This is a genomic window from Sporosarcina sp. OR05 (genome assembly GCF_041414805.1).
In the GTDB taxonomy this organism is placed as follows: domain Bacteria; phylum Bacillota; class Bacilli; order Bacillales_A; family Planococcaceae; genus Sporosarcina; species Sporosarcina saromensis.
Window position 1 is genome coordinate 12602 of sequence record NZ_JANKJL010000002.1, and the last position, 23113, is coordinate 35714.

27 protein-coding genes and 1 riboswitch are annotated in these 23113 nt (G+C 42.1%); of the genes, 23 read left to right on the top strand and 4 right to left on the bottom strand.

What is annotated here, in order from left to right; translation table 11 throughout:
- Window positions 1-113: 113 nt before the first annotated feature.
- On the bottom strand, window positions 114-347 hold the full coding sequence (gene yidD / locus NRI27_RS04285; RefSeq protein ID WP_317946438.1) for a membrane protein insertion efficiency factor YidD: 234 nt from the start codon (window positions 345-347) through the stop codon (window positions 114-116).
- A 94-nt stretch (window positions 348-441) separates the two neighbouring features.
- Between yidD and NRI27_RS04290 the strand changes: the two genes are divergently transcribed.
- The 11 genes from NRI27_RS04290 (at window position 442) to NRI27_RS04340 (ending at window position 8494) form a co-directional block, all read left to right on the top strand.
- Window positions 442-891 (top strand): Dps family protein, encoded by a 450-nt coding sequence (locus tag NRI27_RS04290; RefSeq protein WP_371389689.1) that lies wholly within the window; start codon window positions 442-444, stop codon window positions 889-891.
- Window positions 892-947: 56 nt separating this feature from the next.
- The gene (locus NRI27_RS04295; protein WP_371389690.1) at window positions 948-1133 is read left to right on the top strand and encodes a putative motility protein; all 186 of its coding nucleotides are present in this window, start codon (window positions 948-950) and stop codon (window positions 1131-1133) included.
- A gap of 116 nt (window positions 1134-1249) precedes the next feature.
- On the top strand, window positions 1250-1579 hold the full coding sequence (locus NRI27_RS04300) for a transposase (RefSeq protein WP_317946443.1): 330 nt from the start codon (window positions 1250-1252) through the stop codon (window positions 1577-1579).
- A gap of 56 nt (window positions 1580-1635) precedes the next feature.
- Window positions 1636-2100, top strand: a complete 465-nt coding sequence (locus NRI27_RS04305; RefSeq protein ID WP_371389691.1) for an NUDIX domain-containing protein — start codon at window positions 1636-1638, stop codon at window positions 2098-2100.
- A complete protein-coding gene (locus NRI27_RS04310; protein ID WP_371389692.1) occupies window positions 2090-2884 on the top strand; it encodes an alpha/beta hydrolase family protein in 795 nt (264 codons plus the stop codon). Before NRI27_RS04305 ends, NRI27_RS04310 begins: the two co-directional genes overlap by 11 nt.
- 114 nt (window positions 2885-2998) lie before the next feature.
- Window positions 2999-3895: a carbon-nitrogen hydrolase family protein gene (locus NRI27_RS04315; protein WP_371389694.1), complete on the top strand. Its 897-nt coding sequence runs from the start codon at window positions 2999-3001 to the stop codon at window positions 3893-3895.
- Complete coding sequence (locus NRI27_RS04320; protein ID WP_371389695.1) at window positions 3879-4547, top strand: GNAT family N-acetyltransferase; 669 nt, start codon at window positions 3879-3881, stop codon at window positions 4545-4547. The genes NRI27_RS04315 and NRI27_RS04320 overlap by 17 nt, the downstream gene beginning before the upstream one ends.
- A gap of 23 nt (window positions 4548-4570) precedes the next feature.
- Window positions 4571-5242 carry a GNAT family N-acetyltransferase gene (locus NRI27_RS04325; protein ID WP_371389696.1) on the top strand — a complete coding sequence of 224 codons (672 nt, stop codon included), beginning with the start codon at window positions 4571-4573 and terminating at the stop codon, window positions 5240-5242.
- A gap of 135 nt (window positions 5243-5377) precedes the next feature.
- The gene (locus NRI27_RS04330) at window positions 5378-6004 is read left to right on the top strand and encodes a TetR/AcrR family transcriptional regulator (RefSeq protein WP_371389698.1); all 627 of its coding nucleotides are present in this window, start codon (window positions 5378-5380) and stop codon (window positions 6002-6004) included.
- A gap of 1 nt (window position 6005) precedes the next feature.
- The gene (locus NRI27_RS04335; RefSeq protein WP_371389699.1) at window positions 6006-6893 is read left to right on the top strand and encodes an ABC transporter ATP-binding protein; all 888 of its coding nucleotides are present in this window, start codon (window positions 6006-6008) and stop codon (window positions 6891-6893) included.
- Window positions 6894-6925: 32 nt separating this feature from the next.
- The gene (locus NRI27_RS04340) at window positions 6926-8494 is read left to right on the top strand and encodes an ABC transporter permease (protein ID WP_371389700.1); all 1569 of its coding nucleotides are present in this window, start codon (window positions 6926-6928) and stop codon (window positions 8492-8494) included.
- Between the two features lie 200 nt (window positions 8495-8694).
- Here the strand turns inward: NRI27_RS04340 and NRI27_RS04345 are convergent, their stop codons facing one another.
- Both NRI27_RS04345 and pckA read right to left on the bottom strand, forming a co-directional pair.
- Window positions 8695-9009 (bottom strand): hypothetical protein, encoded by a 315-nt coding sequence (locus tag NRI27_RS04345; protein WP_317946461.1) that lies wholly within the window; start codon window positions 9007-9009, stop codon window positions 8695-8697.
- A 644-nt stretch (window positions 9010-9653) separates the two neighbouring features.
- Window positions 9654-11240 (bottom strand): phosphoenolpyruvate carboxykinase (ATP), encoded by a 1587-nt coding sequence (gene pckA / locus NRI27_RS04350; RefSeq protein ID WP_371389701.1) that lies wholly within the window; start codon window positions 11238-11240, stop codon window positions 9654-9656.
- Window positions 11241-11413: 173 nt separating this feature from the next.
- Window positions 11414-11529, top strand: a riboswitch (SAM riboswitch).
- 320 nt (window positions 11530-11849) lie between these two features.
- Here pckA and metK point away from each other — a divergent pair.
- Window positions 11850-13055, top strand: a complete 1206-nt coding sequence (gene metK, locus NRI27_RS04355; RefSeq protein ID WP_371389702.1) for a methionine adenosyltransferase — start codon at window positions 11850-11852, stop codon at window positions 13053-13055.
- A gap of 312 nt (window positions 13056-13367) precedes the next feature.
- On the opposite strand, the gene NRI27_RS04360 is transcribed toward metK, so the two are convergent.
- Complete coding sequence (locus NRI27_RS04360) at window positions 13368-13880, bottom strand: gamma carbonic anhydrase (protein ID WP_371389703.1); 513 nt, start codon at window positions 13878-13880, stop codon at window positions 13368-13370.
- Between the two features lie 108 nt (window positions 13881-13988).
- Here NRI27_RS04360 and NRI27_RS04365 point away from each other — a divergent pair, with 108 nt between their 5' ends.
- The 11 genes from NRI27_RS04365 to NRI27_RS04415 all read left to right on the top strand — a co-directional run bounded on the left by NRI27_RS04365 (window position 13989) and on the right by NRI27_RS04415 (window position 22899).
- On the top strand, window positions 13989-14777 hold the full coding sequence (locus tag NRI27_RS04365; RefSeq protein ID WP_371389704.1) for an alpha/beta hydrolase: 789 nt from the start codon (window positions 13989-13991) through the stop codon (window positions 14775-14777).
- 24 nt (window positions 14778-14801) lie between these two features.
- Window positions 14802-15377, top strand: coding sequence for a histidine phosphatase family protein (locus NRI27_RS04370; RefSeq protein WP_371389705.1), 576 nt, complete (start codon window positions 14802-14804; stop codon window positions 15375-15377).
- Window positions 15378-15531: 154 nt separating this feature from the next.
- Window positions 15532-16059, top strand: coding sequence for a signal peptidase I (gene lepB, locus NRI27_RS04375; RefSeq protein WP_371389706.1), 528 nt, complete (start codon window positions 15532-15534; stop codon window positions 16057-16059).
- The gene (locus tag NRI27_RS04380; protein ID WP_371389707.1) at window positions 16060-16617 is read left to right on the top strand and encodes a nucleoside/nucleotide kinase family protein; all 558 of its coding nucleotides are present in this window, start codon (window positions 16060-16062) and stop codon (window positions 16615-16617) included. It begins immediately after the preceding gene.
- A gap of 20 nt (window positions 16618-16637) precedes the next feature.
- Entirely contained in the window at window positions 16638-17180 is a 543-nt protein-coding gene (locus tag NRI27_RS04385; RefSeq protein WP_371389708.1) for a GNAT family N-acetyltransferase, read from the top strand.
- 57 nt (window positions 17181-17237) lie between these two features.
- Window positions 17238-17423 (top strand): hypothetical protein, encoded by a 186-nt coding sequence (locus NRI27_RS04390; RefSeq protein WP_317946488.1) that lies wholly within the window; start codon window positions 17238-17240, stop codon window positions 17421-17423.
- 148 nt (window positions 17424-17571) lie between these two features.
- On the top strand, window positions 17572-19728 hold the full coding sequence (locus NRI27_RS04395) for an ATP-dependent helicase (RefSeq protein WP_371389710.1): 2157 nt from the start codon (window positions 17572-17574) through the stop codon (window positions 19726-19728).
- Entirely contained in the window at window positions 19725-20102 is a 378-nt protein-coding gene (locus tag NRI27_RS04400; protein WP_371389711.1) for a fluoride efflux transporter FluC, read from the top strand. Before NRI27_RS04395 ends, NRI27_RS04400 begins: the two co-directional genes overlap by 4 nt.
- Complete coding sequence (locus NRI27_RS04405; RefSeq protein WP_371389712.1) at window positions 20099-20458, top strand: fluoride efflux transporter FluC; 360 nt, start codon at window positions 20099-20101, stop codon at window positions 20456-20458. Before NRI27_RS04400 ends, NRI27_RS04405 begins: the two co-directional genes overlap by 4 nt.
- 72 nt (window positions 20459-20530) lie before the next feature.
- Complete coding sequence (locus NRI27_RS04410; RefSeq protein ID WP_371389713.1) at window positions 20531-22591, top strand: catalase; 2061 nt, start codon at window positions 20531-20533, stop codon at window positions 22589-22591.
- Window positions 22592-22788: 197 nt separating this feature from the next.
- Complete coding sequence (locus NRI27_RS04415) at window positions 22789-22899, top strand: putative holin-like toxin (protein ID WP_371389714.1); 111 nt, start codon at window positions 22789-22791, stop codon at window positions 22897-22899.
- Window positions 22900-23113: the final 214 nt, after the last annotated feature.

Here is a 23113-nt window from a genome sequence, read left to right on the forward strand (position 1 = left end):
ATTGTACCTCCGACTAATAATAGTAATGATTACGATTTGAACAATACCTACTATACAAGATGATTATTAGTTTGGCAATAAAAAAAGAAAAAAACCGGCAATTGCCGGCACAATCATTTAACAATCTTCTCATTTTTTTCAGGAACTGGATCAAAACCACCTTCGTGAAAAGGATGACATTTAGAAATTCGACGTATTGCTAACCATGCTCCTTTTAGCGCACCGTGTTTTTCAATCGCTTCAACACCATAGTGGGAACACGTTGGGTAAAATCGGCATGTCGGTGGCATAATAGGGGAAATGATTTTTTGATAGATTTTGATGAAACCGATTAGTATGGCCTTCAATTCTAAACACCTTGCTTTCTGTTGTATGTTTAGTTTATTTGTTTTAGTGGTAAATTAACAGGGAGAAGCATTATAAACGAAGAGAGGTTTTACAATGAGTAAAGAATTGATGATGGAATTGAATAAGCAAGTGTCTACATGGTCGGTAATGTATGCAAAACTGCATAATTATCATTGGTATGTAAAAGGTAAACAATTTTTTACCTTACATGAGAAGTTTGAAGAACTGTATAACGAAGCGACGCTTCATATGGACGAAATTGCTGAACGAATCCTAACACTCGGAGGAGAACCAACTGCAACATTAAAGGAGCATTTGGAAGAGTCCGTCGTCAAAGAAGCGACAGGCAAAGAAAATGCGGAAGAAATGGTTAAAACCATTGCAGACGATTTTGCGAAAATCATGAAATCCTTGAAAAAAGGAATGGAGTTCGCTGCTGACAATGGAGACGATATGACAGAAGATATTCTGAATGCGGTCTATCAAAGCATTGAAAAACATCAATGGATGCTCAATGCATTTCTTGGTGAAGATAATAAATAATCCTTCATCCTCATCCAATTCCTCCGATAATAGAAGTGTGAAAGGAGGAATGGACAATGGAGTTAAATTCCATTATGGCAAGTCAATTGAGAAGTTTGCAATCGACTGTTCAATTGAGTGTCATGCATAAAGCGATGGCAATGAATACGACTGCAGCAACTGATATGTTGCAAAGCTTACCGAATCAGCCATCCACAGCATCCCATCCTCATAAAGGATTAGTCGTCGATCAAAAGGCGTAACTGATAAAAGCACGAATTCCAATGAGAGAAGGAATTCGTGCTTTTTATTCTGCTACAATTGTACATGAATCGTTTTGTTCCGAAGAACCATACTACGAAAAAAAGGTGGGGTTCATATGGAAAGCGATAAAGTGAAAATGTACGTGTCCGTTCAAAGCCAGCAAGTTTATCCGCATAAATACGCATCACCATGGGAGTACGAAGTGGAAATGAGTAGAGAATTTCTTCCGATATTTGAACAGATCTTCAGAGAGATGGATCGGTTGGAGTTCAGGAATTTCTTACGTGCACACTTGCCGTACGTCCCTTATCATTATGATAAGAACAACCACGAAGTAGACGACAAAACAATGAAAATCTATGCATTGATCCATGAATTTTCGGATGAAGAAACGAAAAAGTTCATTGAAGGACTGCCGTATTTCACAAGACCGGCACTTCCGTAAATGAACGAGCCGCTCGTTTTTCGTCCGTTGATCGGAATGAAAGGACGATGATGGCGATGATTACAACTTACAAAGATTTAAAAGGAGCACATGTTGAGCTGACGTTTGGAGAGAATCGATTTGGCATGGAAGCGAGGCATGTGCTCGTTGTTGTGAAGCACGAAGGGAAATGGTTATTAACTCGTCATTCCATTCGTGGAATTGAATTTCCTGGTGGGAAAGCTGAAGTAGGTGAGTCCGTGATCGATGCTGCCATTCGGGAAACAATCGAAGAAACTGGGGTAACGATAACGAATCTCGTCCGTTTTGCGGAATACATTGTCAATGGAGAAGAGCCCTTTTGTAAGGCAGTGTTTACAGGAACCGTGACACATATCGACGAACAGCCGACATTGCATGAAACAGAAGGGGCTTTTTGGTTGACGGATGAACAATTACAGGGTTGTACAACCTTGAGTTTTCATATGAAAGATGCAGGCATGCAGAAAATTCGGCAATGGGTGAATGCCAATGGTTCCTAATGCGACAATTATACATAGAAGAGGCTATCCATCACCCAATCCACATATTCGATTGGAAGAAATTACGTATATGTCAGAAGGATTAAGGGTTAAAGGGATGCTTGCTACTCCTAAAGCTGACAGGAAGTATGAAGGCATTGTCTATTTGAGAGGCGGCATGCAACATATCGGCATGGTACGGCCAGCTCGCATCGCCCAATTTGCGTCACAAGGATTTGTCGTCTTTGCGCCTTATTATCGAGGCAATCGAGGAGGCGAAGGACGGGATGAATTTGCTGGAAACGATAGGCAAGATGCGATCTTTGCTGTTGATGTTTTGAAGCATCAACCCAATGTTCAACAAGATCGTATCCATCTTTTCGCTTTTTCAAGAGGGGGAATCATGGCGCTTTGGACCGCCATCCTACGTGAAGACATTACTTCCATCGTCACTTGGGCAGGGATTTCAGATGTGATTTTCACATACAATGAGCGAAAAGATATGCGACGTATGATGAAAAGGGTTATTGGCGGAACGCCTATTAATATGCCTGATGCCTATCGGGAACGGACGGCGTTATTTAGAGTAAACGAGATTAATGCACCAATTCTCATCATTCATGGGATGAAAGATGAGAATGTGTCATTCGAGCAGGCGATCCTATTGGAAGATGCGTTACGAGAACACGATCGTAAGTATGAGACATGGTATTTTCCGGAGTATACTCATTACTTTCCGGCTGCTCAAAATGCACAAACTGTGCGGGACCTATGTATATGGATGAAACAGCAACAGACGCATTAAATGGACAATCACTTGTAAATTTTTTATTGAACAGTAAATTGTGCAAATAACCAATGACTTTCCGAGCGTCCTATATTATGATGAGGCTAAACAGTTTTTAAGGGAGGTCAGACGATGAAACTTCGAGTTTCTGCTGTTCAGTATCATCTACATTCCATTCGTTCTTTTGAGGAGTTTGCCAATCAATGTGAGCATTACATTCGGAATGCTCAGGAGTATGAAGCGGAGTTTGTTTTGTTCCCCGAATTTTTCACCACACAATTGCTTTCAATTGGGGATGAAAACGGTAGAGCGATGGGGATTGAAGCATTACCTGGCTTTACGGAGCAATATCTTCAATTGTTCATAAGGCTTGCAACACACTATAACATGCATATCGTGGGCGGCACTCATGTCATTCAGCGTGAGGGGCGCCTTTATAATGTCGCTCATTTGTTTTTCCCAGACGGTACAATTGGTGAACAGGCGAAACTGCATATTACCCCTTTTGAAATCGAAGGTTGGAATATGGCTGCGGGCGATGAATTGAAAGTTTTTGATACAGCAAAAGGAAGAATTGCTATTTTAACGTGCTATGATATCGAATTTCCGGAAATTGTACGTATGGTGAAAGCAGCAGGTGCCGATGTCATTTTCTGTCCTTCTTGTACGGATGACCGTCACGGTTTTCATCGTGTTCGGTATACGAGTCACGCACGTGCCATCGAAAACCAAGTCTATGTTGTCTTGACGGGGACAGTTGGTTCATTGCCGACAGTCGACTTAATGCGTGCAAACTTCGGGCAAGCAGCCATCATTACGCCAAATGACATCCCGTTCCCACCAAAAGGGCTTGCAGCAGAAGGAGAACTGAATAACGATATGTTGGTGACGGCTGACTTGGATTTGTCATTATTGTACGAAGTACGGGAAAAAGGTTCTGTCACGACATGGCGAGATCGTCGGACAGATTTGTATACAGATTGGGGTTCCAGTACACAAAGAGGTACAGTCAATGACGTATCGCAGTGAACAATTTGTTCTGTTTGAAGGGACGTTCATGCCGATAGTAATCCGAAATTATACAGAGGCTGATTTTGACGAGATGATTGCTTTGCAAGCAGCTTGTTTTCCGCCGCCCTTTCCGGAAGAATTGTGGTGGAATCGTCAGCAACTGATTGAACATGTACAACGGTTTCCTGAAGGTGCGATTTGTATTGAAAGCAACGGCACACTCATCGGCTCAATTACGAGTTTACGTGTTTCAATGAACGATAATGATCTGTCACATCGTTGGGAAGTAGTAACGGATAACGGCTATATTCGAACGCACGATCCAAACGGCAATGCATTGTATATTGTCGACATTTGTATTCATCCTGCATTTCGGAAAGCGGGGCTTGGAAAATGGCTCATGAACGCAATGTACCACCTTGTCATCAAACTCGACGTGCAACGAGTACTCGGTGGCGGCAGGATGCCAGGATATGGGGCAGTTGCGAACGAAATGACTGCAGCTCAATACATTGAAAAAGTAGTCGCAGGGACGCTTCGAGATCCAGTCGTTTCCTTTCTATTAACGACGGGTAGAATGCCAGTCATGCTTATAGAAGATTACTTGGAAGATGAAGCATCAAAAAATTATGCGTTGCTCATGGAATGGAAAAATCCGTTCCATACGTAACTGTCAATTAGGGGGAATTGTACATGGAATATGTTCGCATCACATCAATTGAAGATCCATTGTTTCCGAAAATGCATACGTTACTCGGTGAAGTGTTTCCACCTGAAGAAGTGTTGGAATTCAATCTTTGGAAAGAACCATTGGAAGATCCAAGCATCCGGGTGTTTGTTGCAGTACATGATGGGGAAGTCGTTGGGTCTACAGAATACCGCTATTATCCGCAATGGAATATTGCAATGACCGATTTTACGATTATTGGGAAAACAGGGTTGGGCATTGGTCGATTCCTCGCGAAAAAGCGTGAAGAGGATTTAAAACAGTTAGCAGCAGAAAACGGTAAAGTATTGTTCGGGATGTTTGCCGAAATTTATAATCCGCAAGCACGTGAAGATTTTGCATTCGGAAATGTGTATGCGATGAATCCGTATGTTCGCCGGGAAGTGTTGTCGCATCTTGGCTACAAACGCTTAGACTTCTCCTACGTGCATCCATCTTGGAAAAATGATGGGGAAGCAGTGGAAGGCTTAGATTTCTGTTTTATGCCGATGGATGAAGAGACAAATGCTGTTCAATCTACACTCATTGTTGATTTTCTAACGGACTACTATTCCGTCCTCTCCAACAAACCAGACAAGTGGTTGAAAATGATCGATATGTTAAAACAGAAAGATACAGTGAAATTACTGCCTTTGTAAAAAATGTTCAAGCCCTTTGCTCAATACGAGTGAAGGGTTTTTGTATGTTCTGAAAAATTTGTATTGACCAATGTGGTCGATGATTGATATAGTGGATTCGACCACATCGGTCTAATGGGTAAAGGTGGGTAAACGATGAAGGCATTTTCTAATCTAGAAGTTGAAAAACGACAAAAAATCATAAACGCAGCATTCAATGAATTTACTGAAAAAGGCTATGAATTAGCTTCTACTAACCAAATTGTGAAAAATGCAGGGATTGGAAAGGGGATGTTGTTTTATTACTTTACGAACAAGCATGAGCTGTTTTTATTCCTTATTGAGTATGCAATTGAAAAGACGGAAAAGGAGTTTTTAAATAAACTGTCTGATGCACCTGATTTGTTTGAACGATTTAAAAACGTAGCCATTCAAAAGTTGGCATTTTTAACACAGTATCCGAATGCAATGAATTTCATGGCGAAAGTAATGATCAATGATGCGGAGCAGCTCGATGAAACCATAAAAGAAAAAATTCGAGTGTTGGAGCAAAAAACACATCAACGTTTGTATTCCAAAATTGATACGGACTTGTTTCGTGAAGAGATTGATTCAGAGAAAGCGATCAAAATTATTCAATGGGCGTTTCGCGGATACGAAGAAGAAATAACGGTTCGACTGCAGAATGAAAACATAGATGTGCGAAACTTGGAGAACTATTTTGCGGAGTTTCATGAATATGTTGGCGTCATGAAAAAAGCATTTTATAAGGGGGGCCATTAAGATGGCGGTGTTGGAGACGATTGAACTAACGAAGCGTTTTGGGAATTTCACAGCACTGAACAAAGTAAGTATGTCGGTTGAAGAAGGGGAGGTATATGGTTTTATTGGGCCAAATGGGGCTGGTAAGTCAACAACGATTCGACTTTTACTTGGCATGTTGAGGGCGACAAGCGGACAGTCCACAATTTTTGGAATGGATGCATGGAAGGATGCGGTTGAAATCCATAAACGTCTGGCCTATGTCCCTGGGGATGTAAATTTATGGCCCAATTTGACCGGAGGCGAAGTTATTGATTTGTTTACCAAGCTTCGAGGTGAAAATGTTTCAAATCGGCGGAGTGAATGGCTGGAGCGCTTTGGTCTTGATCCTACAAAGAAGTGCCGAACGTATTCAAAAGGAAACCGCCAAAAGGTTGCGCTTGTAGCAGCCTTCTCTTCAAACGCCGATTTGTTCATTTTCGATGAACCGACATCCGGCTTAGACCCGTTAATGGAAAAGGTTTTTCAAGAAAGTGTCAAGGAATTGAAGCGTGAAGGGAAAAGCATTTTCTTATCCAGTCATATTTTATCCGAAGTAGAACGACTTTGTGACAAGGTTGCCATCATCCGTCAAGGCGAAATTATAGAAGCCGGTACATTGGATGAATTACGTCATTTAACCCGTGTACATCTTGTCGTTCAAACGAGAGAGCCCCTTACTGCCCTTCATACAATGCAGGGAGTTCACCAAATCAATCAAACTGGAAATGCTTATTCATTTCAAGTAGATGCTGATGTAATGGAGCATGTAATGGCAACGATCAGCACATTTGGAATTGTTTCATTGGAAAGTGCCCCGCCGACACTGGAGGATTTGTTCATGCGCCATTATGAAGGGGCTGATTCCTAATGCGAACCGAGATGTTTAGGAATCTATTCACAATGAGTCGGTTTATCCTCCGTAGAGATCGTGTCAGGTTATTCGTGTGGCTATTTTCAATAAGTGCGCTGACATGGTTGACCGCGATTTCGTTTACAGGTCTTTATCAAACTGAACAAGAGCGACAAGCCATTGCAGAAACAATGAAAAATCCAGCCATGTCGGCAATGATAGGAAAAGGATACGGACTAGATGCCTATACAACTGGCGCGATGCTTGCTCATCAAATGTTGTTGTTTACAGCAGTGGCAGTTGCCATTATGAGTATTTTGTTTGTCAACCGACATACAAGAGCAGAGGAAGAAGATGGTCGTTTCGAATTGCTTCGGGCATTGCCAGTCGGTGGGTTAACAAATATTGGGGCGACACTGTTACTAAATGGAGCTTTCAACGTATTGTTAGCGATCGTAACAGCAATTGGTCTACTCGCTTTACAGATTGAAAGTATCGATCTAGTCGGTTCAATGCTGTACGGTGCAGCGTTAGGTGTAACTGGAATTTTCTTTGGAGTAGTTACTGCTCTCTTTGCCCAGCTTTCTGAAAGTGCGAGAGGTACGATTGGTTTGTCATTTTCAATCCTTGGATTAGCTTATTTGCTTCGAGCTGTCGGAGACGCAGGAAACGCTATTCTTTCCTGGTTCTCACCTCTAGGTTGGGTGTTAGCAGCAGAAGTATTTGTGAATAATTATTGGTGGCCAATTGTGCTTACGTTGGCAGGCGCATTAGTGATCGCTTGTATTGCCTTCTACTTGCACGCTTTACGTGATCTAGGGGCAGGATACATACGAGCGAGGAGAGGGAGGAAAAGTGCCTCTGTTTTCCTGCAAACTTCATTTGGCCTTGCTTTCAGGCTCCAGAGAACAGCCCTCTATTCGTGGGCAATCGGTATGTTCGTTCTAGGTCTTTCATATGGATCCGTCTTAGGAGACTTGGAATCATTTTTCTTGGAAAATGAAATGCTCGCACAAATGCTACAGCCTGTAGAAGGGTTCTCATTACTGGAACAATTCATTCCGATGCTCATGTCGGTCATCGCCATGATTGGTACAATTCCTGTCTTAATGGTCATGCTTAAAGTGAGACGTGAGGAAAAGAAAGGACGGTTAGATGCAATACTCAGTCGCTCGGTTTCAAGGATTCGATTACTGAGCGAATACGTCCTATTATCCTTTCTAACTTCCATCGTCATGTTAGGTGTGGGTGCTCTTGGATTATGGAGTGCTAGTTCTGCCGTATTAACAGAAAATCTGTCGATTGGTTTGTTACTGAAAGCGGTATACGTAAATGTCCCTGCGATTCTTGTGATGATTGGGATGGTAGTCCTTCTAATTGGGCTGTTGCCGTCGCGCTCAAACGCGATATGGGTCTATTTGATCTATTCTTTTATTGTCGTCTATATGGGCGGTCTGCTGCAATTCCCAGACTGGCTAGGCAAGCTATCTCCCTTCGGCTATGTCCCAAAGGTGCCGATTGAACAGGTGAATGGTACAATAGCTAGTTTGGTCGTACTACTCGGAATCGTCTTGATAGCATTCGGGATGAAAATGTTTAGTAAAAGAGATCTTCAATAGGGGGAGTAGATGGGTGATGTCCTAGTATATCACCTTTTACTCATGGAAATCGTGTAAAACAAGCCTTCCCACGCCCAAACCAACCATTCTTACTTCCATTTTGTTAGAGTGGATAGATGATACGAAAATCAATAAAAAGTCATGTTCTGACGTTATATCACAGAACATGACTTTTTTGTTATAAGTCTATTAATCAATATTTAATGATTTGAAACAATTATTTCTCCACTATTAGTACTTATATAGTATAAAACATCGAATAAGTACTCTTTAGCAGGTCCTTCAGCAGAATTTACATGGATTCTATATACTAAAACATCCCGTTCATATTTTATAGAGTATACACTTTGCATCATTGTATTCCAGTCGGAAGAAATTTTAGGTGAGTCGTGTCCATCTAATTTAGCTTGATCTAATGCGATTCGTTCTGCATCCTCTTGTGTAATATTTATAGGATCTTCCCACGCGCTTTTATGGCCAGGAAACCTAGTTGTTTCCTCACTTGTGGCTGACAAATTACTGCAACCCGTTAAGAACAAGAGACAGATTACACTTGAAAATAAAATCCTTTTGATGAATAACCCTCCCTATTTTTTATGTAGGATGTATCAAACGTCACGGATATTGTTAGGAATCAAATGACTATGATTGATTTGCAATGCTTATCTAGTTATATTTATAAAATTATGTTAACTTTACCCTATTGTCCATCACAAAACAATATGTATTCAAAGACACAGGCTTGTTTATTGGCTATTTTTAAATAAGAATTCCATCGACTTGGCATCAGTTAAAAATTCAACAGCAGTAAAAAAGCTTCAGAATCCACCATATGAAAATTTCAAAGAACTATTTCAACAGCTCGTCAGTAAATGGAACCTTGCATACAGACGAACAAAAGTGTTGAAACGCGAAATAGCAAACCGTGCTGATGAGATCGCGAATAAGAGAGATGAAACTAGCAGGATGTAAAGATAGAAACAGGGATTAGAATTGTATATCGGTTTACAAAGATACAGTGGATATTCTTAGCGTGAATGGGGTCCCCTGAACAAATCTACGTTAAATACTAGTTTTACAACTAGTTGAGTTGAGAAATACACTATAACAAACAAAAAATCCAAGGCTCGCAATGAGCACTTGGATTTTTCGGTATTTATTAAGCAGTTGGTCCACCTTTAAGCGTGATTTCTTCTGAAACGTGACCGAACTTCTTGAAGTTTTCACGGAACAAGTCCGCAAGTTCGTTTGCTTTTTCGTCGTATGCTGCTGGATCAGCCCAAGCGTTGCGCGGGTTCAACACTTCTGTTGGAACACCTTCGATTGCTTTTGGCATAGCCAAACCGAATACTTCGTTGATTTCGTATTCAACGTCATTCAATTCACCTGCGATTGCAGCGCGAACCATTGTACGTGTGTGTTTTAACGACATACGTTGTCCGACGCCGTAAACGCCACCTGTCCAGCCTGTATTGACGAGGAATACTTGTGCATCGTGTTTGTCAATTTTCTTTCCTAGCATTTCAGCATACACAGTTGCTGGCAATGGTAGGAAAGGAGATCCGAAACAAGTTGAGAATGTCGCTTCTGGTGATGTGACACCACGCTCTGTTCCTGCAAGTTTGGACGTGAAGCCACTTAGGAAGTGGTACATCGCTTGCTCTTTCGTCAATTTAGAGATTGGAGGCAATACGCCGAATGCGTCCGCAGTCAAGAATACGATTGCTTTCGGATGACCAGCGACAGAAGGTGTCACGATGTTTTCAATGTTGTGGATCGGATATGCCGCACGTGTGTTTTCAGTCAATGAATTATCGTCATAGTCCGGTACTCGTGTTTCTTCGTCTACCACTACGTTCTCTAAAACTGAACCAAATTGGATTGCACCAAAGATTTCAGGTTCTTTTTCTTGTGATAAATTGATACATTTCGCGTAACATCCACCTTCGATATTGAATACGCCATTATCTGACCAACCGTGCTCATCATCACCGATCAATTTACGGTGAGCATCTGCTGATAGGGTAGTTTTACCAGTACCTGATAATCCAAAGAATAAAGCTACGTCGCCTTCTTCTCCAACGTTTGCGGAGCAATGCATTGGAAGAATTCCTTGTTCAGGAAGCAAGTAGTTCATAACAGAGAAAATAGATTTTTTCATTTCTCCAGCATATTCTGTGCCACCAATTAACACAATTCGCTTCTCAAGTGATACAATGATAAATGTTTCGGATTTTGTGCCGTCAACAGCAGGATCTGCTTTGAAAGATGGAGCAGCAAGAATCGTAAATTGTGCTTCGTGTGTTTTCAACTCTTCCGCAGTTGGGCGGATGAATAGATTGTGGACAAACAAGTTTTGCCACGCGTATTCATTAATCACTTGAAGTGACAATTGAGAGTCTTTATCTGCACCTGCAAAGCCTTTGAATACGAACAATTCGTCTTTCGTTTTCAAGTGATTTAGTACTTTCGTATATAGGGAATCGAAAATTTCAGATGAGATCGGGCGATTCACTTTGCCCCAATCGATTTTATCTTTTGTTGAAGCTTCTTCTACAATATATTTATCTTCTGGTGAACGGCCAGTGTACTTTCCAGTTTTTGCAGTAATTGCGCCATCTGATGAAAGTTTCGCTTCTCCGCGAGCAGTCGCCTTTTCAACCAATTCCGCCACTGAAGGCTGTACATTGACGTTGTTGCCTGAGAGCAACTCGTTTAGTCCATTTTCAATTTTCGCTGAGATCATAGTATCTTACCGTCCTTTGCATGTAATCCCATCGTGTGGGTTTCATCACATTTCCGTAAATAGTATAACACATTTAGAATAATAATCTATACTAATTAAAAACTCAAGCACTAAACTCAGAAAAGATTTGACAAAATCCAATCTTTTTCGTAGCATAGGTAAATGAACGGATACTCTTATCCCGAGCTGGCGGAGGGACAGGCCCTATGAAGCCCGGCAACCTGCGCGGACATTGTCTGCGAAAAGGTGCCAAACCTGGAGCAAGGTACGATTCCTTGGACGATAAGAGTGAAAGGTGCTGCTTTTGAAATCATGCCTTTCCTCATGTATTTACGTGAGCGAAGGGCTTTTTATATTTATTTAGCTTTATGTCAATGATTGTAGAGGGAGAGACGTGTAAGACGGTCAACGAACCTCTAGCTGGCGTTTGAAATGCCTACTAAATAAATATAAGCCTACGGCGGAAGTCAAAATTTGCCGAGGCCTAATCGATTTTATATGCCCTTAATCCTTGTGTATGTTGACGTCGACTCTCTTCAGGCGTGGAACAAAACTGGGACAAATAGAGTACCGTATCAATATTTGCAAGCTGTTAAGGAGGAAATTACATTGACTAATCGCCGTTTGTTTACATCAGAATCGGTAACTGAAGGACATCCTGACAAAATGTGTGACCAAATCTCGGATGCCATTTTGGATGCAATCCTTGAAGAAGACCCGAATGCACGTGTTGCGTGTGAAACGACCATTACAACTGGTCTCGTGCTCGTCATTGGGGAAATTACTACAACAACGTATGTGGATATTCCAAAAGTTGTTCGTGATACTGTGAAGGAAATTGGGTACACGCGTGCTAAATTTGGTTTCGATTGGGAGACATCTTCCGTCTTGACATCGATCGATGAACAGTCACCGGATATTGCAGCAAGTGTCGACCAAGCACTTGAAGCGCGTGAAGGAACAATGACAGATGAGGAACTTGAAGCAATTGGAGCTGGGGACCAAGGATTAATGTTCGGTTTTGCGTGTAATGAAACACCTGAACTCATGCCGTTGCCAATTAGTTTATCCCATAAACTTTCACGTAGACTAGCGTACGTGCGTAAAGAAGAAATTCTTTCCTATTTACGTCCGGACGGTAAAACGCAAGTGACCGTTGAGTATGACGAAAACGACAAACCAGTTCGCATCGATACAATTGTTATCTCAACACAACATCACCCGGATACGCCACTTGCACAAATACAAAAAGAAATAAAAGAGCATGTTATTCTGCCAGTCGTCCCTGCGGAATTGTTAGATGATGAAACAAAATACTTCATTAATCCATCTGGCCGTTTCGTTATCGGTGGACCTCAAGGGGACGCTGGTCTAACAGGACGGAAAATCATCGTTGATACGTATGGCGGTTACGCCCGTCATGGTGGCGGTGCATTTTCAGGGAAAGACGCGACAAAAGTGGACCGCTCTGCATCTTACGCGGCACGCTATGTGGCAAAAAATATCGTAGCAGCAGGATTGGCTGAACGTTGTGAAGTGCAACTCGCATATGCAATTGGTGTTGCTAAGCCAGTATCCATTTCCATCGATACATTCGGCACAGGAAAAGTCGCTGAAAGCAAGCTCGTTGAAATTGTTCGAGAATTGTTCGACCTTCGTCCAGCAGGCATCATTAAAATGCTTGACCTTCGTCGTCCAATCTACAAACAAACAGCTGCTTATGGACATTTTGGGCGTACGGATATCGAATTGCCATGGGAACAAACAGATAAAGCGGCTGCGTTAGTGGAAAAAGCTGGCGTTGTCACGCAATAAGTATCTACAAACCGGGAAGCATCCTTGCTTCTCGGTTTTTTTGGCTACAGTGGACACCGTAATAGTAGGAAACTATTCCATTAGCAAAGCGTCTAAATCTATAAGTCGGAGGAGGGTGAGGGGTGTAGTTGGCTTTGAGCATTTTATTATTATTGGTCATTGGCGGGATAGCACTAGTTAGCATAGCAGCGATTATCATCCTATTAGTAGCAGTTAAGAAATAAAGGTGCAGCTCGAGTGAGCAGCACCTGTTTCAGTCTTAAATGGTATTTTAATGTTACAAGCTATCACAATTCGTCTCTAACGACCCGTTTACTTTTGCATTTGCTTATATATTTGCCCTTTTTCGATGTAACTGTTGACAACGCGTTCCATTTCTTTGCGATCCTCTTCATTTAAATCGCGGACAACTTTGGCAGGAGACCCTAATGCAAGGCAACCAGGTGGGATTTTCTTACCCGGAGGAACAAGCGCTCCTGCGCCGATGAAGGCACCTTCACCAATTTCAGCACCATCGAGAATAATGGAACCCATTCCAATGAGCGCTCCTTTTCGAATAATACAGCTATGTAATAATGCTTTATGGCCAACTGTTACATCGTCTTCAATGAGTAGTGTCTTCCCTGGACTTTGATGAAGACAACTGAGGTCTTGAATGCTAACTCGTTCACCAATAATTGTTGGCGCAACATCACCACGAATGACCGTATTAAACCAAATCGAACTGTTTGCGCCAATCGTGACATCCCCAGTAATTGTCGCGTATTCTGCCACATAGACAGAAGGATCGATTTGTGGTGACTTTCCATTGTATGGATAAATCATCAACATCTCCTCTTTCCTTAAAATCGTGTATAATTTATCGTATCATAAATCCTTTCCGTACAGAAAGGGAATCTCTTTCTTGTAGCGAAAGGAACGGAGGTGAGACGCATGTGGAAATGGGAAGCGGAAGGACAGCCAAAAGCAGTCGTCGTCATTGTCCATAGTGCATATGAACATCATAGGAGGTATGCATGGCTCATTCAAAAGCTGCGTAATGGCGGTTTTCATGTTGTCACGACTGACTTGCCTGGACATGGTGCCGAAAGTGGAAGAAAGACGCATGATGAATCGTTTGCTTCTTACATAGAGCACATTAAGAAATTAATAGAAGTAGCATTGCAAGACAATTTGCCTCTTTTTGTAGTAGGGCATGGTCTCGGTGCAACATTGGTTATGGACATTTTGCAAAAAGAAAAACTGGAATGTGCGGGCGTAATCCTCAGTTCTCCATGGCTAGCACTGTCCCATCAACCCCCGAGACTTTCAGGGATGTTAACAAAGTTGTCGAGCTCCATGAAAGTGAAGCATGACGTGACGATTGAATTGTTGACGCGCAACTATGATATGTATGTCGAGTTTCAAAACGATAGGCATTATAGTTCCACAGTTGTTGCTTCTTGGTATCGTGAGCTACAAGCGATGATGAAGTCTATTAATATTCATGAGGACACGATCTTTAACGTCCCCGTCTTACTGCAAACAGGCGGCAATGACAAACTTACAGAAACGGCGTTTGCTAAGAAATGGTTACTAAAACAACAACTAACCGAGTTTCAATATAAACAATGGAAGCATCTCTACCATGATTTGTATCAAGAGCCTGAACGGGAAGAAGTTTACTTGTACACCGAATCGTTCATGAATAATGTTCTCCGTTCACTCGGCTATATCGTGTAGTACAATGACATGAGGGGGATTCGAATGACAATTATTGGATTTGTAAGACATGGTGTAACAGCTTGGAATAAGGAAGGAAGGGCCCAAGGGAGCTCTGATATCCCGTTAGACGAAGAGGGATTTGAGATGGCAGCGCGTGTTGCTGATCGTTTGGCGGATGAACAATGGGACGTCATCTATTCAAGCCAGCAACTCCGAGCAAAGCAAACTGCTGAAGTCATTGCGCAAAAAATGGGGAATGTGGACGTTCGGATTGATCCTCGCCTCCGTGAAGTGGGAGGCGGAAAGATTGAAGGGACGACAGAAGCAGAACGGATTGAAAAGTGGGGAGAAGGCTGGAGACAACTCGATATGGGCTTTGAACCTGCCGAATTAATTCTTGCAAGAGGTACGGAATGCTTAACGGAAATCCAACAACAACACAAAGGAAAAAGAGTGTTAGTTGTTAGTCATGGCAGTTTCATAAAGCGAATGATCCAAGCACTTGTCCCTGATCCTGCCTATGAAAAAAGTTTAGCGAATACATCACTAACGGTAATTGAACTAGCGGATGATAAAAACCGATGTGAACTGTTCAATTGTACAAAACATTTATCGTAATTAATTGACTGTTAGACAAGCAAGAGACACGCGTCAACGGGTCCTTGGTCAATGCTCATGCTAAAAAGAGAGCAAGTTGTTTCATCGATAAACATAGAATAAGAGAACGAACCGATACGTTTTCCAACGACGTATTGGAATGGGAGGCTTTTCATTGAAAACAGAAACGAAAAAAGAAGTTTGGTCCTGGATTAAATCCATCGTCATTGCATGTGTACTTGTTTTTGTCATCCGACAATTCCTCTTTGCACCCGTCCTCGTGTCAGGTCAATCAATGGAACCGACTTTTGAATCGGAAAACCGAGTTGTCATCTCCAAGATCCACAAACTCGATCATTTTGATCTGATCGTCTTCCATGCACCTGGTTCAAAGGAAGACTATATTAAGCGCGTCATTGGACTACCAGGCGATACAGTTGTCATGAAAGATGACAAACTCTTCATTAATGGAAAAGAATATGAAGAGACGTATGTCCAAGCGAACAAAGAACGGATTTTCGAAAATCAGAAACTGACTGAGGACTTTGAAGTTACCGTGCCGGAAGGACAATTGTTTGTATTAGGGGATAACCGACGAAATAGTACAGATAGTAGAACAATAGGTTGTATCGATGAAAGTGCAGTCGTTGGAAAAGTAGGCTTTAGGTTTTATCCATTTAATTCAATCGGGATTCCGAAATAAGTGAAAACGACCATTATTGGAGTGGATGGATTAGGCGGGTCAGGAAAAACGACTTTTTCGAAAAGGTTGCAACAAACATTTAAGAGAGCGTACTTGTTTCACTTGGATGATTTTATACACCCGCGAAAAATTCGTTACGACGAAAAATACGAAGAATGGGAAGCTTACTACCACGCTCAGTGGCGGTATGACTATTTGTTGCAAACACTCATCCGTCCTCTGTTTGACGGTGAACCGATTGACCAAATCATCCAATTTTATCATAAAGAAACCGATACGTACGATTTAAAAAGAATACAAATTCCGGTAGGGTCAACGGTTATTCTTGAAGGCGTATTTCTTCAACGTGCCACACTTCGATCCTATTTTTCGCATGTGTACTATATCGATGTTAATAAAGAAACCCGACTAGCGCGTGTTCTTGACCGAGATGGCTATATAGGTGACAAAGCGGCTATTCTTGCAAAATATGAAAATAGGTATTTTCCAGCAGAAGAACAGTATGTAAAGGAATACAATCCAATCAAGCTTGCACATACAGTCATTACCCATTCGTAGTAAATCGGAGGTAGTTGCAGATGACATTCCCTGAATTGACGACAGAGCGGCTTCAATTAGTTGAAGTGAAGGTAGAACATGCACCAGCCTTATTCAAAAATTTTTCCAACCAGAAACTACTTCAATATTATGGTAGCGAGCCGATGACAGAAGTTGGTCAAGCAGAAAAACTGGTGCATCATTTCAACTCAAGCTATGAAGCAAAACGAGGAATACGCTGGGCAATCCTATTGAAGGATGAGCAACATTTCGTTGGAACGATTGGATTAAATCTTTTGTCGATGGGCATGAAACGGGCAGAAATCGGTTATGAAATCCATCCGGGCTATTGGCGTAGTGGAATTACATCTGAAGCACTACAAGCAGTATTGACCTATTCTTTTAAAGAATTAGGCCTACATCGAATGGGTGCTGTCACGTTTTTAGAAAATAGTGCTTCCATTGGTCTTTTAGAGAAATTCGGGTTTCAAAAAGAAGGGATCCTCCGTAGCTATTTAAGGCAAGGCGGGAAGTCGTATGATGCCCAACTTTTCCTTGTTGCATACGGAATGGACTTGTCATGAGTAAATCTTCTTCTTTCGGGTATTCTGAATAAGACTACTCATGAAGGAGTGATGACCATGACAAAACAGGACAAACACAACAAGCAAACAGGTCAAACCGACACGAACCGAGCAGAGTTTACAGAGACCGAGTATACAGACGAACAACGAAGAACGAATGAAGTGGCGTCGACTGCGTACCAAGGTAGCAAGAAGGAAAAAGTGGATATCCAAAACGATCGCCTTGAATCAGGTGGCTTTTAACATCGTATAATGGGAAGTAGAAGTTCGGGTTGTTCATCATCCGAACTTCTACTTTTTTCATGGAACTGTGTTCGATGGAGCATCAGCTCTACAATTGTACATACATATGGTAAATTATATACAACGTCAGAAGAAGGAGTATCTATGCATGACTGATTTTTTTACTAGGAAAAAGAACGAATTACAAATTGAATTGAATAGCGTCCAGCAGCAGGCAGTCGTCCAGACGGATGGTCCGCTGTTGTTATTAGCTTGCCCAGGTTCAGGGAAAACAACGACGATGATTATGCGAATCGGCTATTTAATCGAAGAGCAAAACGTGCATCCATCCCGCATCAAAGCGATTACGTTCAGTAAATCGGCTGCAAAAGACATGACCGAACGTTTCAAACGTCTTTTTCCTCAACACCCACCGATTGACTTTTCAACAATCCATAGCTTAGGATTTGCCATTACGCGAACGTACATGACAAAGACTGGCGTCTCGTATGAATTAATTGAAGGTGGGAGAGGGAAAACAGGACTCCACAAATCACAAATCCTAAAAAATCTGTATAAACAAGTGTTAAAAGACGATGGAACAGAGGATGAATTGAATGCGCTCTCCACATTCATTAGTGCGTTGAAAAATCAGATGGTCCCTTTCAAAGACTGGGAAAACGTTTCTTGCCCGTTTGGTCGGGCTGGTGAAATTGCGTTGAAATATGAGCAATTGAAATCAAAAACACCGGGGCATCTGTTGCTTGATTTCGATGATATGTTAACGATTGCGGAACAAGCTTTACGGACAGATGAGCAGATTGCAGATCGATTCCGACAACAATACGATTACTTGTTGACGGATGAAAGCCAAGATACGTCACTTGTACAGCACCGAATAGTAGAGCACTTAGTCGCCCATCATGGAAATCTCTGTGTTGTGGCGGATGATGACCAATCGATCTATACGTGGCGCGGGGCAGACCCTCAATACTTGCTCGATTTCAAAAAGGTTTATCCCGATGCACAACTGCTCATGATGGAACAAAACTATCGTTCTTCAAAAGAAATTGTTGAGACTGCTGCAAAATTTATTAAGCGAAATAAACACCGCTATGAGAAAGAAATGATGACCGCAAATGGCGATGCAGGACCCATACATATTCGGCAATTTGAAGATCAGAAACGTCAACTTGAATACATTACGTATGAATTGTTAAATGAGCAGCATTTGAACGAAATCGCGATTTTATTCCGCAATAATGCGTCTTCGACATTGTATGTGAATGAACTGCATCGTAGAGGCATTCCGTTTTACATGAAAGACGCTGACGACAAATTCTTCTCCCATTGGGTCGTTGAAGATATGCTGAACTTTATGCGCCTCAGTTTCAATGTCGAACGGAAAGACATTTTTGCAAAAATCGCTATGAAGCTCAATCTATTCATTTCCCGTACGATGCTCAATGAATTCCTTGGAAAAGACACGGATGGCAATGTATTTGATGCTTTTATGCAAACCGTCCAACTGAAAAATACACAAAAGGATAAGCTCACTGCTTATAAAGCTGTATACAAAAAGATTCCTGACATGCGCCCGGCTCAAGTGATTCGAGTCATTCGTTACGAATTGGAATATGAAGATGCGCTAAAAAGCCGTGCAGAAAAATTCGGTTACCGGATTGAACACCTTCTCGGAATTTTGGATACGCTTGAAGGCATTGCGTCGCAAGTACGGACGATGGTGGAATTTGCAAATCGATTGAAAGAGTTGGAAGTAGCTGTCCAACAAGCAAAATTTAATCCCCCGGCAAATGCGTTGACGTTATCCACTTTCCATAGCGCAAAAGGGTTGGAATTTAGACGCGTCTTCATGATCGACTTAGTAAAAGGGGTCATTCCGTCTGAAGAGGATGAGACGGATCCACTCCTGTTGGAAGAAGCACGCAGGTTATTTTACGTCGGGATGACACGTGCAAAAGAACGGTTAGAATTACTTTCGTACCAACAGCACAATGGGAAATCGAAAGAGGATTCCCAGTTTGTCAATGAAGTGCGGGCCATCCTCATGAAACCGGAAGATCGCATCATTGAAAAAGAGAAATTATTGAAACGTAAAAAAGTGAATGAAGCCGACAATCCAAATGGTATTAGTGAGAGAGGAAAGTTAGCAGTCGGTATGCCCGTTTCCCATCGCGTTTTTGGGCGAGGAACGATTGTTGACATCGGGGAAGCCGACATCCACATTCAATTTGATAAGTCTGAAAAACGCCTTTCTCTTGAAATGATTTTAACGCGACGCTTACTGGAAGAGGTGGACGTATGAAGGTAGCGTTATATGTTGGCATAGCAGGAGCGATCGGTGCACTCAGCCGAGTGGCTATAGGGGAGTTTTTGCATGGATTAACCGTATTTCCGCTTGCCACATTCATCGCAAACATGATCGGTACGTTCCTCCTTTGTTTACTTGGAGGAGGGCTTTTGCAACGGTTCGTTCAAAATGGTACAGCTCAAACTGCTGTGACGACAGGTTTTTTTGGCTCCTTTACGACGTTTTCCGCAGTCAGTATGGAAACGGTTGATTTATTCCAAAGAGGTAATGGAATGATTGCTAGTAGCTATTTATTGGCAAGTGTTACCGTAGGGCTCTATTTAGGGTTTGTCGGTATGCGGCTCGGTCGAAAGTGGGTGCGGGCATGACGATGATGGAGGGTGTTGTTGTAGCGATGGGTGGATGTATCGGTGCGATTGTCCGTTATTTTTTCTCCGCTAAGTTAAACAAAGAGGACGGGCTTCCGATTGGTACACTTGTCGTCAATGTAACAGGATCATTACTACTTGGTGTTGTTTTCGGCTTACAACTATCGCTGCTTTGGACGCTCTTTCTCGTTTCCGGTTTAGCAGGTTCTCTAACCACTTTCTCCACGTTGAATAAGGAGTTTGTGTTGTTATGGGAGAGTGGAAATCGGAAGGCGTTTGTAGGATATATTCTCTCTACATACGGGTTGGGTTTGTTTAGTGCGTTGATCGGCTATTCTGTTGGTGTGAATGTGTAAAATTTTATACGTTTTGAGTCGGTCCAGTCGGGAATAGAGTAGGTGACTACAAAATCGACTGGAGGAATTGTTTTGACCGCAAACAATGAACGCTTAAGCAAAGACAAACAGCTCGATCAGTATCGTTCACTCGATAAAGGGAAGAAAATGACGACCAATCAAGGATTAAAAATATCCGAAGACGAACATTCCTTGAAAGCCGGTTCCAGAGGACCGACGTTAATGGAGGATTTTCATTTCCGTGAAAAAATGACACACTTTGACCATGAGCGTATTCCAGAGCGTGTCGTCCACGCAAGAGGATTTGCTGCTCATGGCGAGTTTGAATTATACGAGTCAATGAAAGACTATACAAAGGCAGCATTTTTGCAAAAACCTGGATCCAAAACGCCTGTTTTTACGCGTTTTTCTACAGTGGCAGGGAGTCGGGGATCGGCTGAGACGGTTCGTGATGTGCGAGGATTTGCCGTGAAATTTTACACAGAGGAAGGGAATTACGATTTAGTCGGCAATAATATGCCTGTATTTTTCATTCAAGATGCCATTAAATTCCCGGATTTAATTCACGCAGTAAAGCCTGAACCCCATAATGAAATGCCTCAAGCAGCTTCCGCCCATGATACGTTTTGGGATTTTGTCGCGAACAACCAAGAGTCTGCCCATATGATCATGTGGCATCTATCGGACCGTGCCATCCCACGCAGTTTTAGAATGATGGAAGGTTTCGGTGTCCATACGTTCCGTTTTGTGAATGCGGAAGGGAAAGCGCATTTCGTGAAATTCCATTGGAAGCCGAAACTAGGTGTGCATTCATTAGTGTGGGATGAAGCACAAAAAATTAGTGGGAAAGACCCCGACTTCCATCGTCGCGACTTATGGGAAGCGATTGAAAATGGAGATTTTGTGGAATTTGAATTAGGTGTCCAACTCATTGACGAGAAAGATGAATTCATGTTTGACTTCGATATTCTCGATCCGACAAAGATTTGGCCTGAAGAACAAGTTCCTGTAAAAATTATCGGGAAGATGACGTTAAACCGTAATGTGGACAATGTTTTCGCTGAAACCGAACAAGTCGCATTCCATCCTGGTCATGTTGTACCGGGTATCGACTTTACGAATGATCCACTGCTACAAGGCAGATTGTTCTCCTATACGGATACACAACTGATTCGGTTAGGCGGACCGAATTTCCACGAGTTGCCGATTAATCGCCCTGTTTGTCCGTTCCATAATAATCAGCGGGACGGTTATGGCAGGCAGACAATCAATGTCGGCCAAGTAAGTTACCATAAAAACTCTTTAGCGGATAATACACCTTCCACCTCGAGTGAAGAAGAGGGTGGATATGTGCATTATGAAGAAAAAGTAGAAGGACGGAAAATCCAGGCACGAAGCGATTCATTCAAAGATCATTTCTCCCAAGCGAAGTTGTTCTGGAACAGTATGTCGAAAACCGAGAAAAAACATATTGTCGATGCATTCAGTTTCGAAGTCGGGAAAGTGAAAAACAAAGAGATTCGCCAGCAAGTTGTCGACATGTTTGCGAATGTCGATGTCGGTCTAGCAACAGCAGTGGCGGAAGCAGTAGGGGCTGAGTTCCCGACAGATGTTGAAGAATCTCAAGTGACCGAGACGTCACCGGCATTAAGCCAACTGACGACAGCGAAACTTCCAAACACACGAAAAGTGGCCGTGCTGATCGGCAAAGGATTTGACGGTGAGGAAGTAGAGTCAGTCGTCAATGCATGTGTGGAAGCTGGCATGACCGTTGACGTCGTCAGCGATAAATTTGGTGTTGTTTACGGTAAAAACGACTTGGCAGTTGAAGTCGATGAAACATTTTTAACTGTCCATTCGACGTTGTATGACGCTATTTATGTAGTCGGTGGAGAAGCTGACAACATGAAAAAATTCACGATGGATACAGTAGAGTTCATCAACGAAGCGTATAAGCATTACAAACCGATTGCCGTTGCATCTACTGGAAAAACGTTCTTTGAAGCTTCTGACGCAGAAGAAGGCCCGGGAGTCATTAAAGGAGAAGATTCTTCTAAGTTCGGCAAAGCATTTGTCGATGCAGTGGCGGCACATCGCCATTGGGATCGGAAAGTGTTTGGCTGGGAAGGATGAAAAATGAGAAAACTGTCAACCTGTATGGGGTTGGCGGTTTTTTTATGAATTTATTTCAAAAAAAGATTGCTGAAATTTATTGCAGAGGTCATTAATCTAACTAACCTGCTAACAATACATAAACGTGCTAGAATGGTATAAGCAGCTACATAAAGCGGATGGGCGGTTGACACTCCCTTGAGAAAGGGGGTGTTTATATGGTGACATACGATGCAATGAATATGTTATTCCAATTTGGAATGTTTCTCGTAGCAACGGTAACAGCGGTTGTAGCGATAATTGCTCTATTCATCAACAGAAAAAAGTAACCACCCTCCGCTACGACCAAAGTAGATGAGGTGGTTACTTTTTCTATTCAAACATCTTATCAACTGGTCAACCGCACTTCATGCGGATGTCAGCTGCATTGACTGGGTGTTAGCGCACCTAGTCTTTTTTAGTATATCCTTAGTTTACCACAATTATGCTAAGTAGACACATGTTTAAGGAGTGTTTTTAACAAACTAGATTAAACGTTTCTGT